The sequence below is a fragment of the Streptomyces sp. NPDC059828 genome (assembly GCF_042731955.1).
Lineage (GTDB): Bacteria > Actinomycetota > Actinomycetes > Streptomycetales > Streptomycetaceae > Streptomyces.
Genome location: NZ_JBHWIW010000005.1, coordinates 55,048 through 69,363, shown reverse-complemented (window position 1 = coordinate 69,363; position 14,316 = coordinate 55,048). Strand labels below are relative to the sequence as shown.

The 14,316-nt window shown below is 70.2% G+C and carries 10 protein-coding genes; 5 read left to right on the top strand and 5 right to left on the bottom strand.

The features are described from left to right. The first annotated feature begins 55 nt into the window (after positions 1–55). On the top strand, positions 56–976 hold the full coding sequence (locus ACFV6V_RS04640; protein WP_385559040.1) for a DUF6891 domain-containing protein: 921 nt from the start codon (positions 56–58) through the stop codon (positions 974–976). A gap of 338 nt (positions 977–1,314) precedes the next feature. Continuing rightward, positions 1,315–1,884 (top strand): winged helix-turn-helix domain-containing protein, encoded by a 570-nt coding sequence (locus ACFV6V_RS04635; protein ID WP_385559037.1) that lies wholly within the window; start codon positions 1,315–1,317, stop codon positions 1,882–1,884. Positions 1,885–1,972: 88 nt separating this feature from the next. Here the strand turns inward: ACFV6V_RS04635 and ACFV6V_RS04630 are convergent, their stop codons facing one another. Both ACFV6V_RS04630 and ACFV6V_RS04625 read right to left on the bottom strand, forming a co-directional pair. After that, entirely contained in the window at positions 1,973–3,421 is a 1,449-nt protein-coding gene (locus tag ACFV6V_RS04630; RefSeq protein WP_385559034.1) for a PepSY-associated TM helix domain-containing protein, read from the bottom strand. A gap of 50 nt (positions 3,422–3,471) precedes the next feature. Beyond that, positions 3,472–4,041, bottom strand: coding sequence for a hypothetical protein (locus ACFV6V_RS04625; RefSeq protein ID WP_385559031.1), 570 nt, complete (start codon positions 4,039–4,041; stop codon positions 3,472–3,474). A 310-nt stretch (positions 4,042–4,351) separates the two neighbouring features. Between ACFV6V_RS04625 and ACFV6V_RS04620 the strand changes: the two genes are divergently transcribed. Beyond that, a complete protein-coding gene (locus tag ACFV6V_RS04620; RefSeq protein ID WP_385559028.1) occupies positions 4,352–5,365 on the top strand; it encodes an NAD-dependent epimerase/dehydratase family protein in 1,014 nt (337 codons plus the stop codon). A gap of 140 nt (positions 5,366–5,505) precedes the next feature. Continuing rightward, positions 5,506–7,047 carry a DUF1996 domain-containing protein gene (locus tag ACFV6V_RS04615; RefSeq protein ID WP_385559026.1) on the top strand — a complete coding sequence of 514 codons (1,542 nt, stop codon included), beginning with the start codon at positions 5,506–5,508 and terminating at the stop codon, positions 7,045–7,047. A 65-nt stretch (positions 7,048–7,112) separates the two neighbouring features. Here ACFV6V_RS04615 and ACFV6V_RS04610 read toward each other — a convergent pair whose 3' ends face one another. Together ACFV6V_RS04610 and ACFV6V_RS04605 are read right to left on the bottom strand one after the other, a co-directional pair. Next, positions 7,113–7,616, bottom strand: a complete 504-nt coding sequence (locus ACFV6V_RS04610) for a hypothetical protein (RefSeq protein ID WP_385559024.1) — start codon at positions 7,614–7,616, stop codon at positions 7,113–7,115. 118 nt (positions 7,617–7,734) lie between these two features. After that, positions 7,735–8,067, bottom strand: a complete 333-nt coding sequence (locus tag ACFV6V_RS04605; protein ID WP_385559021.1) for a hypothetical protein — start codon at positions 8,065–8,067, stop codon at positions 7,735–7,737. 104 nt (positions 8,068–8,171) lie between these two features. Between ACFV6V_RS04605 and ACFV6V_RS04600 the strand changes: the two genes are divergently transcribed. Beyond that, on the top strand, positions 8,172–8,891 hold the full coding sequence (locus ACFV6V_RS04600; RefSeq protein WP_385559018.1) for a TetR/AcrR family transcriptional regulator: 720 nt from the start codon (positions 8,172–8,174) through the stop codon (positions 8,889–8,891). A 51-nt stretch (positions 8,892–8,942) separates the two neighbouring features. Here ACFV6V_RS04600 and pulA read toward each other — a convergent pair whose 3' ends face one another. Then, positions 8,943–14,273 carry a pullulanase-type alpha-1,6-glucosidase gene (gene pulA / locus ACFV6V_RS04595; protein ID WP_385559015.1) on the bottom strand — a complete coding sequence of 1,777 codons (5,331 nt, stop codon included), beginning with the start codon at positions 14,271–14,273 and terminating at the stop codon, positions 8,943–8,945. Positions 14,274–14,316: the final 43 nt, after the last annotated feature.

Genomic DNA, 14,316 nt, shown 5'->3' with positions numbered 1-14,316 from the left:
CGGATTCCGGTGGGCGGCACCTTCGCTGTCAGTGGGACCTGCCATGGTGGTGCGCATGCTTGAGATCACCGTGCAGACCGAGGACCAGCGGCGACAGGTCCGTCCGACGGCGCAGCAGCTCGCCGAGCTGGTGCGCCGGATCGGCGCCAGGGGCGACAACTTCCTTGTCCTCCAGCGCATACCGGACCTGCCCGATGTCTACGTCCAGGTATGGCACGAGACCGGCGGGGACTACCTGCTCGAGCACCGCGACGGCGGCCACGACCGGCATTTCCGGGTACTGGTCGAGGCACCGGAGACGGTGGCGGGGGCCATGCTGGGCTGGGCGCGGCACCAGGACGGCTGGGACGCCGGGATGAGCTGGGAGCCGCTGGACATGCCGGCACCGGAGCCCGTGCCACCGCTGGACCTGGGTCAAGAGGACCGCGATCTGCTGGAGCAGCGTGTGCGTGAACTGCTCATAGGCGGTTACGGGACCCGGGCCCAGCTGGCCGAGATCGCCGAGGACTATCTGGTCGACGGAGACAACCACCCGGTGTCGCCCCAGCAGGCCCGGCAGTTGGTGGACACGCTGTGGCTCGAGCGGGTGGCCGAGCAGTCCGGCTGGGGAGAGGACGAGACCGACCCCGAGCGGATCAGCCGTGCGTTCGCGGCACTGGAGGCAGGCGGCATCACGGCCCGGGAGCACTTCACCTGCTGCCGCAACTGCGGTCAGTCCGAGATAGGTGACGCCGGTTCGCCGGACGCGCGGGGTTTCGTCTACTTCCATACGCAGTGCACGGACTCGGTGGCCGCGGGAGCCGGACTGAACCTCCTGTACGGGGGCTTCGACGGCTCGCCGGAGACCACTGCCGCCATTGGCGTAGAGGTCGTGGCGGCACTCACCGATGTGGGTCTGTCGGTGGACTGGGACGGCGACCCCGGCCAGACGATCACAGTGACAGCACTGGACTGGCGCAAGCGGCTGGTGGGGTAGGGCTTTGCGCCAGCACCCGCTGGTGGCACGCCACTTGGGCGTCCGACCGGGTGTCCATTCGGGTGTCCACCCAGTGAGAAGCGTCTGCTGCCGCCGCCCGCTGTCTGCTTGAATGAGAGCATGGCCAATACCCGGGACATCGCGAAAGGCCGCGGCGACAGCGACCTCGAGCCGTTCTGGCCGTCCCGCCAGCACCACGACTTCGACCGTGTGTGTTGCCGCGCGAGGAACGCTTCGGCCCTCTAAAGCCCCGTCGGACCTCCTGGTCCAGGCGCCTTCGGCCGACGCGCACGTCGTACGTACCCCACGATTCCTCTGCGCGAAAGAGTTGACCTCTCATGGCGAACACTGCTGTCACGACCGGTCGGCACCGGCTCCGAGCCGTCGGTCCGGACGAGGCCGTGCATGTCGCGGACTTCCTTCCACCGGGCGCCACCTGGCTGCCCGCACCACCGCACACCCTGCCCACCCTGCCGGGCCGCCCACCGATGGTCGGCTATCTGGTGCTCGTACCGGCCGACCAGCAGCCGCCGCCGTCCCCCTTGCCCGCTGCGCCCGTGGCGGTCGCGGAGCACGAGGACCACGGCCGTCACGAACACCAGATCCGGAAGGAGCAGGGCCAGGGCGAAGGACCGGTACGGATCGACTCCGCCCGGCGGACCGTCGCGATCGACGGTCAGGTGCTCGAGCTCACCTATCTGGAGTTCGAGCTGCTGGCCCATCTGGTCGCGCATCCGCACCGGGTGCACACGCGCGACCAGCTGGTGGAGACCGTCTGGGGCTACGGTCATGTGGGCGACGGCCGGACCGTTGACGTCCATGTGGCCCGGCTGCGCCGCAAGCTGGGCGCGGAACACCGCCACACCATCCAGACCGTGCGACGGGTCGGCTACAAGTACGCCCCCTGAACCCTGAGCAGGGGGCGTAGGGCCCCCAAGACCCGTGAGACCCGAGGTCCGGTACCGGACCTCGGGTCTGTGCCGGTCATTGCCGGGTCTACGCCTGCGCGCCGGCCCTTCTGCGGGCCACGAAGCCCAGAGCGATGTCGATCACCAGGAACACCAGCAGGCTGAAGCCGAGCAGCGGCACGAACCACCCGACCAGCGCCGTCACCGCGGCCAGCGGCAGCAGCATGGTCACGGGCACCTTGCGCCAGGCGCCGCGCGGCATCGGGCGGCCGGTGCTGAGCTTGCGTTCCTTCGTGGGCCTGCGCAGCCACCACATGCGGTAGCCCCAGACCACAAGGAACATCAGCGCGACGGCGAGCGCGGCCAGGACGAGCTGGTTGACCAGGCCGAAGGTGTAGCCCATGTGGACGTCGATGCCGAATCGGGTCAGCTTGGCGAGCAACGGGTAGTCCTCGAACGGCAGGGTGTCCATCACTCGTCCGTCGGCCGGGTCGACGGCCACGGAGTCGAGGTGGACCGGGAACTCCCGGTCGCGCTCCTTGACCACGTACCCCTGGCCCTCGCTGGGCAGGGTGATCTGGATCTGCTCCTCGACTCCTTCGGCCCGCGCCGCCTCGACCACCTTGTCCAGGCCGACGTCCGGGCCGGTGGCCTGCTGCGGGGTGGTGCCGTGGCCGGTCCCGTGGCCCTGGTGGGAGCCGCCGGAGTCCTGGCCGTCGAGTGCCGCGGCGACCGCCGGGGTGGCTCCGCCGAGCTGGGTCTGGATCTTGTCGATGTTGGCGCCGGCGTAGGTCGACCAGGTCAGACCGGTGGCGGAGAGCACGAGCAGACCGACCACGGCCCACAGGCCGACGGAGCCGTGCCAGGAGAGCGTCCTGCGACGGCCGGTGGCGGAACGGTCGGGCACGATCAGCGCCTTGCGGCTCGCCCGCTTGCGGCCGAGCCACAGCAGCAGGCCGCCGAGGGCGACGACCCACATCCAGCTCGCGGCCATCTCGCTGTAGATCCGGCCCGACTCACCGAGCTGGAGGTTGGAGTGGAGGCCCGACAGCCAGGTGCGTATCGGCAGCGCGTCACCGGAGGTCTCCAGCTCGCCGCGCACCTTTCCGGTGTAGGGGTCGACGAAGACGGTGAGTTCCTTGCCCTCGGCGACCTCGGGGCTCTGCATGAGCACCCTGGTGGTCGCGCCCTCCTCCGGGGACGGCCACACCGCGGTGACGGTGCCCTGGGGGTGGGCCTCGCGGGCGGCGGTGACCTGGGTGTCGAGCGGGATGGCACTGGTGCCGGCGTCGGTGGTCAGCTCATGGCTGTAGAGCACCTTCTCGGCCGGCAACGAGAGCGCGTACAGCAGTCCCGTGGTCGCGGCGATGAAGAGCAGGGGGGCGACGAGCACGCCCGCGTAGAAGTGGATACGCAGCACCAGCGGGCGCAGCGCGCTCCACGTGGAGGAGCGGGGGGCGGGGGTGGTGGCCGCGGTGGCGGCGTCCGGTGAGCCGGCGGCCGGCTCTTCTGGTCTTACGGAGTCGTCAATAGCCATGACAGTCCTCGAAGTTGTGCACGTTGACATGGGGAGTTGCGGTCCCCGGGTCAGACGTACGCTCCGGGGGCCGTGGCGCGGGGGACGAAGGGCCGCGGCGGGCCGCGGCGCGACAGCGCGTATGCGAGGACGACGCCTTCGAGGCGCCGAGCGGCGCGGGTGCGGGGCGCTACGGGCCGCCCCGGCAGCTCCGGTACGCGGACGACGGCGAGCACCCGGCGCAGGGGCGCGAAGGCGAGGCAGCCGATCGTGCGGGCGAGCCGGAAGAAGGCCGCTTCACCCCGGGCGAGCCACAGTGCGCACACCAGGGCGCCGATGACATGGGCGGCGACCATGCCGACGGAGGGGGCGCCGGCCATCGGCGCCAGGGCGGTGGGACCGCTCGGGGCCCCCGCCATGGTTTCGAGTGCCATGGCCTCGGAACCCATGGAATCGGTCCCCATCAGGTGCGTACGGCCGCCGCCGTGTGCCGGCACACCGTAGGTGTCGGCCCCGGCGAACAGCAGGTGCAGCGTGCCCTGAACGGTCAGGAGCCCCGCGCCGATGGAGAACGCGCCCCTTCGGCGCGTGCTTGCGAGCCATGCCGCTCCCCCGCTGACCGAGAACGCACAGAGCAGCACGGCGGCAGGTAGATCATGCCCAGACAGGGACGAATGCCCTATAGCCGTCAAAGCCGAGCACACCGCCGCGAAAAGTGCGGCTCGGAGGGCGCGCATCGGCGACCGGGTATCCGTCATGGCCCGGACATGGTGCCATCCTGTCCGCCGGTAACGGCAGCCCAGGGTCCCGATGAGTCTGTTGTGAGGGCCTCCCGCGGCTCCTGCGCCCCCCTGGTTCCTCTGCTTCCCCCGGTTTTCCTGGCAGCGGAATCGTTCCCCTGCGAGCGGAATGAGTCGCCGCCCGCGCCCCGGGGGCGGCAGAGTCATGATCATGAGACTTCTGGTGCTGGGTGGGACGGAGTTCGTGGGCCGGGCGGTCGTGGAGGCGGCGCTGGCACGCGAGTGCGAGGTGACGGTCTTCCACCGGGGGCGGCATCCGGCCCCCGACGGGGTGACCGTGCTGCACGGCGACCGGGAGGCGCCGGGCGGACTGAAGGCGATCGAGGAGGAGGCCGCGGCGGCCGGCGACTGGGATCTGGTGGTGGACACCTGGTCGTCCGCACCCCGGGCCGTACGGGAGGCGGCACGGCTGCTCGCCGACCGGGCGGGGCGCTACGCCTATGTGTCCAGTCGCTCCGTCTACGCATGGCCGCTGCCGGCGGGCACCGACGAGGACGGCCCCATGGTGGACGGCGCCGCGGCCGACGCGGAGGCCACCGACTACGCCCGGGACAAGCGGGGCGGTGAGCTGGCCACGGTGGAGGCTTTCGGCGAGGAGCGTTCCCTGCTGGCGCGGGCGGGCCTGATCATCGGCCCCTGGGAGAACGTGGGACGGCTGCCGTGGTGGCTGAACCGGGTGGCCCGCGGTGGCCCGGTCCCCGCGCCGGGCCCGCGCGACATCCCGTTGCAGTACATCGACGCACGCGATCTGGCGGAGTGGGTGCTCGACGCCCCTGACCGGAGGCTGTCGGGCGCCTACAACGTGGTGAGCGCGCCGGGGCACACGACCATGGGCGAGCTGCTGGAGGAGTGCGTCCGGGTCACCGGAGCGGACGCACGACTGTGCTGGCTCGACGAGGAGACGATCACCGGCGCGGGGGTCGCCCCCTGGACGGATCTGCCGATCTGGCTCCCGCGTGGCGAGCTGCACGACGCGATGCACCAGGCGGATGTGTCCAAGGCTCTGGCCGCGGGTCTGCGCTGCCGCCCGGTCGCGGAGACGGTGGCGGACACCTGGACCTGGCTGCGCTCCCTGGACGGGATGATGCCGCTGCGTGCGGTGCGCAGCCCCGCGGGTCTGACGCCCGAGCAGGACGCGGCGCTACTGGCCGGATTCCGCTCCTGATCCATCCCCGACCCGCGAGGTCTCTACGATTTCCACCCGGTTTGCGCACAGAGAAACCTACGAATTACCCATCCCGCTGAACGGTGTCCCGATGCCGCCCGTATGGAACGACGCGCTACCCCTCCCGGGATTGGAGTTCCATGGGACGCACATCACGCAAACGCTCAACGCTGGCAAACCGGGCGATCGCTGCCTCGGCTGCCCTCATTCTGGGCGGGGGTGGGTTGGTAGCGGCCAATTACTACGCTTCCGCAGGGGAGGGCTGGACCGGCCAGCGTCCGCTCCAGTCCACGAACGGATGGCAGTCGGTGTCCACCATCGACTGTCCCGACGTCGGAAACGAGATCCCCGAAGTACCTCAACAGGTACGCGGATCGGTTGACCGCCAACTCGCCACACTGGATTCCCAGATCACCAGGGCCTACCAGAGATTCGCCGAGAACAAGCAGCGGGTGCAGAGCGACCGCACCTACGGCCAGCAGCAGATCCTGACGCCGCTGCAGAACGAACGCCTGGTGATCATCCAGCGGATCATCGCCCTGCTCAACCAGCAGCGGACCGCACAGAAGCCCCAAGGGCTTCAGTCGATGGCATCGTGCGAACTGCGCGGCGATGACAACAACAACGGCGGCCAGGACCAGAACGGCGGTGGCCAGGACCAGGCTGACAACCAGGGTCAGGGTGACGGCGGCCAGGACAACGGCGGCGATGGCGGTCAGAACAACGGCGGCCAGGACGACGGCGGCCAGGACCAGGGTGGAGCCGGTCAGGCCGGCAACGGCCCCGAGGCCGGCGACTTCGTGGACATCACCACCGTCCAGCCGAACGTGCAGAGCCCCCGCAAGCTCCGCAACGCGTCCCGCGGCACCTTCACCACCAGCTGCGGCCAGAACGAGAACGGCAAGTTCAACCCGGACAACGTCATCGTGGCGCCCGGTGTGAGCAACGGCGCCCACCACATGCACGACTATGTGGGCAACCAGGCCAATGACGCCTTCGCCAGCGACGACGACCTCGCCAACGGGCAGACGACCTGCCGCAACCAGGGCGACAAGTCGACCTACTACTGGCCGGTGCTGCGTGTGCAGAACGGCCAGGACGAGAACGACGTCCAGGCGGACGGCGGCGGCAAGGACAAGAACGTCGGCGAGATCCAGACACCGTCCCAGGTGACCCTGAACTTCGTCGGCAGCCCGGTCGGCAAGGTCACCGCGATGCCGAAGTTCCTGCGGATCATCACGGGTGACGCCAAGGCGTTCGTCAACGGCAACGCCAACGCCAACGCCTCCTGGAGCTGCACGGGCTTCGAGAACCGCCAGCTCAAGGACAAGTACCCGGTCTGCCCCGAGGGCAGCAAGGTCGTGCGGTCGTTCAAGTTCCAGAGCTGCTGGGACGGCCAGAACACCGACAGCGCCAACCACCGCACCCATGTCGCCTTCGCCGACCAGAACGGCCGCTGCCAGAACGGCTTCAAGGCCATTCCGCAGCTCGTCCAGCGGATCGTGTACGACGTGCCGCCGCCGGTCTTCGACGGGAACAACCCGAGCGTCTTCGCGGTCGACTCGTTCCCCGAGCAGCTGCACAAGCCGGTCACGGACCACGGCGACTTCATCAACGTCTTCGACGAGAACCTGATGAACAAGGTGGTGAACTGCATCAACACCGCTCGCAGGTGCCGATAGCCCTCACGAGCACCAGAAAGGGCCCGCCGGTCACGGCGGGCCCTTTCGGCGTTCCGACGAGCGTCTCAGTTGTGCCCGGAGTGCTCACTGCCGGAGTGGTCCATGCCGGAGTGCTCACTGCCCGAGTGCTCGCCGCCGGTGTCGCCGCTGCCCGTGTGCCCGCCGTGCGAGGCGCCGGTCTCGACATCCCCGCCGAGCCGGTCGCGCAGCGCGGTGACCACCTTCTCGTCGCCGCTCACCACCCACTTGCGGCCGACGAGATAGGCGCCGCCGTAGTCGTTGGCCTCGTTGATCCACTCGCGCTGGCCCCGGTCGGTCGCGAAGGTGGTCAGCACATACTTGCCGTCCTTCGTCGCGCAGTTGGCCTGCCGGAGTTCCTTGGCGTCCGTGGAGACGTTCGGCTTGCACGTGACCTTGGCGGCCAGCTCTTCCAGAGACCCCGTCGCCGTCTTGGGCACGTCAGCGGCTTTCTCGTCATCCGGGCCACAGCCCGTGAGAGCAGTGACGGCGGTCAGGGCGAGCGCGGCCAGGGCTATCGGTGCGGTGCTTCGACGTCGATCCGTACGCATCCAGCCATCCTGCCTGCTCGTCCCGCTGGTGTCACCGGGCAAGAGGGGTGGCGCGGGGTGACGTGCCGCACGGAACACCGAGGCTCTGTCCGGGCCGGGGAGCGGGCGGGGCCACGGGTCAGGGCAGCAGCAGCCAGTCCGCCGCGAGTGCCGCCACCAAGCCCGCACCCAGCAGCCAGCTACCCAGCCGGGTACGGCCGTGACGGCTCAGTTCGATGACCACTCCGCACAGGATCATGGCCAGTCCGTAGACCCCCACCACCAGTACGGACGTACGGCTGGCGAGCCGCACCACGAGCACGGCTGCCAGAGTCACCAGCAGCGCGGACGCCACGGCGATACGCACCACCCGGGCCTGGCGGGGGGTCATGCCCGTGTGCACCGGGAGTGCGTCCAGCTCGCCCGGAGCCTCCGACTCCGGTACCGGGGCTTCCTGGTCAGATGCGGTCATATCCCCGGAGCCTACCCGCAGTGCCGCGACGGCCGTTCGCCGACCTGTGCTGACCGGCGCCCGACTGACGCCGACCTGCGCCGACCTGCCGATAGGCTGTTCGCATGACGACCGGGGTTCGCCGCAGGATGGGCGTCGAAGAGCGCAAACAGCAGTTGATCGGGGTGGCGCTGGAGCTGTTCAGCCACCGCTCCCCCGACGAGGTGTCCATCGACGAGATCGCCACCGCGGCGGGGATCTCACGCCCGCTCGTCTACCACTACTTCCCCGGCAAGCAGAGCCTGTACGAGGCGGCGCTGCGGCGGGCGGCCGACGATCTGGCGGCCCGCATCGTGGAGCGGCACGAAGGGCCGCTCGGCGGACGGCTGCTGCGGGTGATGGGCAGGTTCTTCGCGTTCGTGGACGAGCACGGCCCCGGCTTCTCAGCGCTGATGCGGGGCGGCCCCGCGGTCGGCTCCACCCGGACCAACGCCATGGTCGAAGAGGTCAGGCAGGCCGCCTACGACCACCTCATGGCCCATCTCGGCGTCAGCGACCCACCGCCCCGGCTGCGCCTGGTCGTCCGTTCCTGGGTGTCGCTCGCGGAGTCGACGGCACTGATCTGGCTCGACGGGCGGGAGATTCCACGGGCCGAGCTGGAACGGCAGCTGGTGCACGACTTCGTGGCCCTGGTCGCCGTACCCGCCGCGTACGACCCGGTCATGGCGGATGTGCTGGGTCGCCTGCTCGGCGACGAACCGGCCGACGGCCCCTTCGGTGAGCTGATCGGCCGGTTGGCGGCGCTGGTGCCCGCGGCGGTGCGCCTGCCGGGGCAGCGCGCCTGAGCCGGCCGTACGAGGCGTACGAATCCGGCCCGGGCGCACCGCCCTGACGGGTCAGCCGCGAGTGAAGACCGCGACCGTGCGCCCCGGCACCGTGAAGGTCCCCGAGTCGGGCGCGTACGAGGCCGACTTCACGGCGGCGTCGGAGCCCGTGGCCTGCACCGGGTGCAGGGCGTACGACGTGCCCGCGAGCGCCGCCACCCGCTGGTCCCGGGCCGTCGGCGTGGCGTTGAAGACCACGGTCAGCTTCCCGAGCCGCATGGTGATCACGCCCGGTGTCTCCTCCGCGCCCGAGAGCGGGAAGGACAGCGCCGACTGCACCGCGTCCGCCGTGCCGAGCCCGAACACCGGCTCGCTGGTCCGGATCCGCAGCAGGTCACGGTACGCGGCGGAGGCCCCGGCGATCTCGTCGCAGCCCGGCTTCAGCGCGGCGCCGGTCAGCAGCGGCTTGGCGTAGGGCCACTTGGGCTTGTTGTCGGCGGCGGGGGGCAGCCCCCGGCCGAAGCCGTTGCCGTCCCGGCAGTCCCAGTGGACGGCGTTGAACCAGTCCCCGCTGTCGTAGGAGTTGCGGTCCAGCGACTTGGAGCGGAGCAGGTCCGAGCCCGCCTGGGAGAGCGCCGGCCCCTGGGAGAGGGCGGCGGTCGCCATGGCGAGCACCTGCATCCGCGCCCGGTCGGCCGCCGTGACCGTCGGCGGGAGTTTGTACGCGAGCGCGTCGTACAGGCTCTCGTTGTCATGGGCGTCGGCGTAGGCGAGTGCGTCACCGGGTGCGGTGGCGTATCCGGCCGGGGAGCCGTTGTAGTCGACCTCGGAGCCGTTGACCTCCGCACCGCTGCTGTCGGTGAAGCGGTACGAGGCCAGGTTTCCCGAGAGCCCGACCTTGATCAGGTCCTGGTAGTGCAGCAGCCGGGACTTCTGCTCCTCCGGGGTGCCGTTGGCCTTCGAGGCGCCCGGCTCGGTGAACAGTCCGGAGGCGAAGCCCTGGATCCCCGGGTCCTCGTCGAAAGGCCCGCCGCCGCGCACGGCGTCGCGCGCCCGGTCGGAGAAGGTGGCGATCCCGGTTCCTGCCATGTTCTTCTGGGTGGCCTGGACGAAGCGGGCGTCGTCGGCGATCTCGCCGAAGTTCCAGCCCTCCCCGTACAGGACGATGCTCTTGCCGTCCACGCCGTCCTTCTGCACGGTGAGGGCGTCGAGTGCCTTGCGGACAGCGAGGATGTTGGCCTTCGGGTGGTGGCCCATGAGGTCGAAGCGGAAGCCGTCGACCTTGTACTCCCTGGCCCAGGTGACGACCGAGTCCACGACGAGCTTGCCCATCATGGCGTTCTCGGGGGCGGTGTTGGCGCAGCAGGTGGAGGTGGCCACGGTGCCGTCGGCGAGCAGCCGCTGGTAGTAGCCGGGGACGATCCGGTCCAGTACGGACTTGTCGTCCTGGCCGCCGGCGACGGTGTGGTTGTAGACGACGTCCATGACGGTCCGCAGTCCGGCCCCGTTGAGGCCCTGCACCATCTGCCGGAACTCGACCGTGCGGCTGGTGCCGTCGGGGTCGGAGGCGTACGAGCCCTCGGGCACCGTGTAGTGCAGCGGGTCGTAGCCCCAGTTGTAGGCGTCCTTGGCGGCTGCCTCGGTGACGCAGGCCTGCTGCTCTTCGGAGTCGGGGGCGTGGGCCGTGAGATCGCAGTCCGGGGTGGACTGGTCGGACTTCCGCTCGGGGATGGTGCCGATGTCGAAGACGGGCAGCAGATGGACGTACGAGGTACCGCTGTCGGCGAGCTGCTTCAGGTGCTTCATACCGGCCGACGCACGGTCGGTGAAGGCCAGATAGCCGCCGGGGTGCTTCGCCGTACGGTCGGCGACCGAGAAGTCGCGGACGTGCAGCTCCTGGATCTGAGCGTTCCGCAGCGGCACGGCGGCGGGCTTGCGCAGGGCGGCCCAGCCCTTGGGGGCGAGCTCGGGGTCGGCGAGGTCGACGACCAGGCTGCGGGCCGAGTCGGTGGTGAGGGCCGTCGAGTAGGGGTCGGTGACCTTGTTGGTGACGAGCTTGCGCACGCTGGGCGCCCAGACGGTCACGGCGTAGCGGTAGGGCTTTCCGCGCCAGCTCGCCGGGCCGGAAACGGACCAGACGCCGGTGGTGTCGTCGCGCCGCATCCGCACGGTCCTGCCGTCGAGTTCGAGCGCCACCTCGCGAGCGGTCGGTGCCCAGACGGAGAGGGTCGGGCGGCCCTTGCGGAACACCGGTCCGAGCGCGGCTTCCCCGGCCTTGCCCGCGTACAGATCGTCGAGCACGCCCGGGATCTGCACCCCGGTGGCGGCGAGCAGGGCGCCTGCTTCGTTGCGCTGGGTGGCGATGAGCTGGCCGCGCAGGGCGCCCCGTACCCGGTCACGGTCGCGCGGGTCCACGACGAAGGCCGGGTAGTCCTTGAGGTGCGGGTACTTCGCCTTCTGGGCGTCGGTGAGAGAGGAGGGACTGAGGCGGAGCCACTGGCCCTCGTCGCTCAGGGCGCCATCCGAGATCTCGATGCCGCCCTGCGGGGCGTATACGAGCTGCTGGCTGGTGGCGTCGGTGGCCTTCACCTTCCAGACGACGGTGTTCCGGTCGATGAACTGGGCCTCGGCCTTCGTCAGGTCGAGTGGGAGCGCACCGCCCGTCTGCGGCAGCAGATAGTCCTGCTGCCCGGCCAGCAGCCACACCTCGCGACCATGGCCGGCGAAGGACAGCGACTGGTCGCTCGGCAGGTCCTTCTGGTCGCCCTTGTGGAGGATGTAGCTGAGCGAGGTGGCGCCATCGGCGAGCGGCACCTCGAAGGTCACCCCGTACGCGTCCTGGCGGACCGGCATCAGCGGCTTGGACCAGTCGGTGGGTTCGGCGGCACCGGTCCAGGTGTGCAGGCCCCAGCCGTCGTAGTCTCCCCCACTCCCATCGGGCCGCTGGTAGTGCAGCACGGCCTTCTTGGTGTCCTGCGGCGGGTATGCGCCGTCGGGTGCCGTCTCGGACTGGCCGTCCTGACCCTGCGTGATCCAGACCTCGCCGGTGCGGGCGAGGCTGATGTCACGCTGAGGTCCTTCGGTGGCGCCGTCCTTCTCCACGGTGTACGGGATGCCGGCGGCGCCCTCGGGGACCTTGACCCAGGCGAAGGCACCGTAGGCGTCCCGGCCGGTGAACGCGGCGGTGGTCCCGGCGGCCTTCAGCTGCCAGCCGTCGTAGTCCCCCTCGGTCCGCTTGTAGTGGACGACGGCGTAGTCGCGCTGGACGGCCGTCGGCTTCGCGGGCGGCGGGATCCGGCCCGCCGTGGAGGAGGCGAGGGCGCTCGTGGTGCGGCCGAGGCTGTCGACGGCCACCGCCTTGTAGCGCAGGGGTGTGCCGGCGGGGGCGGTGAGGTGCTGGGTGACCTTGTACGGGGCGTGGTCGGCGGTGCCGAGGGTGCGCCACTTGCCGTTGCCGACCTGGGCGGCGAACACCACCCGGTTGAGCTGCCCGCCCTGGACATCGGCGGTGAGCTCGACGGTGCCGGTGGCTCCGGTGGCCGGGGCCCTGAGCGTCAGGGACGGCTTGGCGGCGGGTGCGGCGAGCGGCTTGGTCGCGCGCAGCACCAGCGAGGAAAGCGCGGGCACGGTGACGGTGATCTTCCCGTCCTCGGCGTGCACGGCACCGGAACCGCCGTACAGCACGCGGAAGTCGGTCGCGTCCACGGGCAGGGTCACCTTCTTCGCCGCCGTGGCGTTGTTGGTGGCGACGACGTACTCGACGCGCTGCCTCGCGTCCGTACGGGAGAAGGCGTACACGGACTTCTCGGCGCCTGAGGCATACCGCTCCTGCTGGATTCCGTCGCGCAGCGCCGGGTGCTGGCGCGTGAGCCTGGAGAGCGCGGCGATCGAGCGGTACACCGGGTGCGCGGGGTCGTAGGCGTCGTCAGAGTGGGTGCGGTCGGTGCCGAGCTGGTCGTCGTCCAGGTAGTCGGCGGTCTTCGAGGCGAAGAGGGTCTGGCGGGCGTCCTTGTCGCCGCCGGCGCCGGTGAAGCCCTGCTCGTCGCCGTAGTAGATCACCGGGTTGCCCCGGCTGAGGAACATCAGCTCATTGGCGAGCCGGGCACGCTTCAGCAGCTCGGCGTCGTCCGCGCCGGGGTTGTCCTGCTTGAGGAAGGTGCCGACGCGGCCCATGTCGTGGTTGCCGAGGAAGGTCACCTGCTCATAGGCGTTGGCCTTGTCGGTGGTGTACCGGTAGTCGTCGGCGAGCACCCGCGCGAGCCGTCCGGCATCGGCGCCCTGGGACGCGTAGGCGCGAGCCGCGTCCTGGAAGGGGAAGTCAAGGGTGGCGTCCAGCCGTCCCCGGGTGACGTACGGGGATGTGACGGCCGTGTCGGCGGAGTAGACCTCGCCGAACATGAAGAAGTCGTCCCGGCCCCGCTTCGCGGCGTAGGCGTCGAGTGCGGTGGCCCACTGGGTCCAGAAGTCCAGGTCCACATGTTTGACGGTGTCGATCCGGAAGCCGTCGATGCCGAAGTCGCGGACCCACTTCTCGTAGATCTTCTTCATGCCGTCCACGACCTCGGGACGCTCGGTCCACAGGTCGTCGAGACCGACGAAGTCGCCGTACTCGGCGCTCTCCCCCGCCCAGGTCGAGTCGCCCCGGTTGTGGTACATCGTGGGGTCGTTGAGCCAGGCGGGGACCTTGGGGATCCGGCCGGGCCCCTGGACCGGGGTGTACGGGAAGGAGTCCGCGTCCACCGTCGCGATCCGGTCGCGGTCGTCGAAGGGGCGGCCGTCCGCGTCCAGATAGGGGTAGGCGCCCTTGGGACGGTAGCCGTACTTCTTCTCGGCGTAGTCGACGGTGTCGGCGGTGTGGTTGGTGATGACGTCGAAGAAGACCTTCATGCCCTTGGCGTGGGCCTTGCCGATCAGCCTGGTGAGGTCGGCGTTGGTGCCGAAGTGCGGGTCGACCTGGGTGAAGTCGGTGATCCAGTAACCGTGGTAACCGGCAGAAGCGTCCTTCCCCGTGCCCTGCACGGGCCGGTTCTTGAAGATCGGCGCGAGCCAGATGGCGGTGGTGCCGAGGCCCTTGATGTAGTCGAGCCGCTGGGTCAGCCCCTTGAGGTCGCCGCCCTGGTAGAAGCCCTTGTCCTCTGGGTCGTAACCGGTCTCCAGGCGTGAACCGGTCAGTCCGCCCCGGTCATTGGCCGGGTCGCCATTGGCGAAACGATCCGGCAGCACGAAATAGAACTGCTCCCGGGTCAGATCGTGGCGGCTCGGCTCAGCGGCGAGCTTCGCGTCCGCCGGGGGTGCGGGTGGCTTGGCCGCCGCGGCGGGTACGGCGGGCGCGAGCGCCGCACACAGGGCGGCGGCGAGCGTGGCCGCGACTGCTCTGCGCCTGCCGCGCAGGGGGCGTATCACAGGGGCTCTCCGTAGGTTGTGAGGCTGACCGGGAACGGTCCGG

Coding starts and splice junctions, on each gene's coding strand:
- ACFV6V_RS04640 (WP_385559040.1), top strand. CDS start 56: ATGCTTGAGATCACCGTGCAGACCGAGGACCAGCGGCGACAGGTCCGT.
- ACFV6V_RS04635 (WP_385559037.1), top strand. CDS start 1,315: ATGGCGAACACTGCTGTCACGACCGGTCGGCACCGGCTCCGAGCCGTC.
- ACFV6V_RS04630 (WP_385559034.1), bottom strand. CDS start 3,421: ATGGCTATTGACGACTCCGTAAGACCAGAAGAGCCGGCCGCCGGCTCA.
- ACFV6V_RS04620 (WP_385559028.1), top strand. CDS start 4,352: ATGAGACTTCTGGTGCTGGGTGGGACGGAGTTCGTGGGCCGGGCGGTC.
- ACFV6V_RS04615 (WP_385559026.1), top strand. CDS start 5,506: ATGGGACGCACATCACGCAAACGCTCAACGCTGGCAAACCGGGCGATC.
- ACFV6V_RS04610 (WP_385559024.1), bottom strand. CDS start 7,616: ATGCGTACGGATCGACGTCGAAGCACCGCACCGATAGCCCTGGCCGCG.
- ACFV6V_RS04605 (WP_385559021.1), bottom strand. CDS start 8,067: ATGACCGCATCTGACCAGGAAGCCCCGGTACCGGAGTCGGAGGCTCCG.
- ACFV6V_RS04600 (WP_385559018.1), top strand. CDS start 8,172: ATGACGACCGGGGTTCGCCGCAGGATGGGCGTCGAAGAGCGCAAACAG.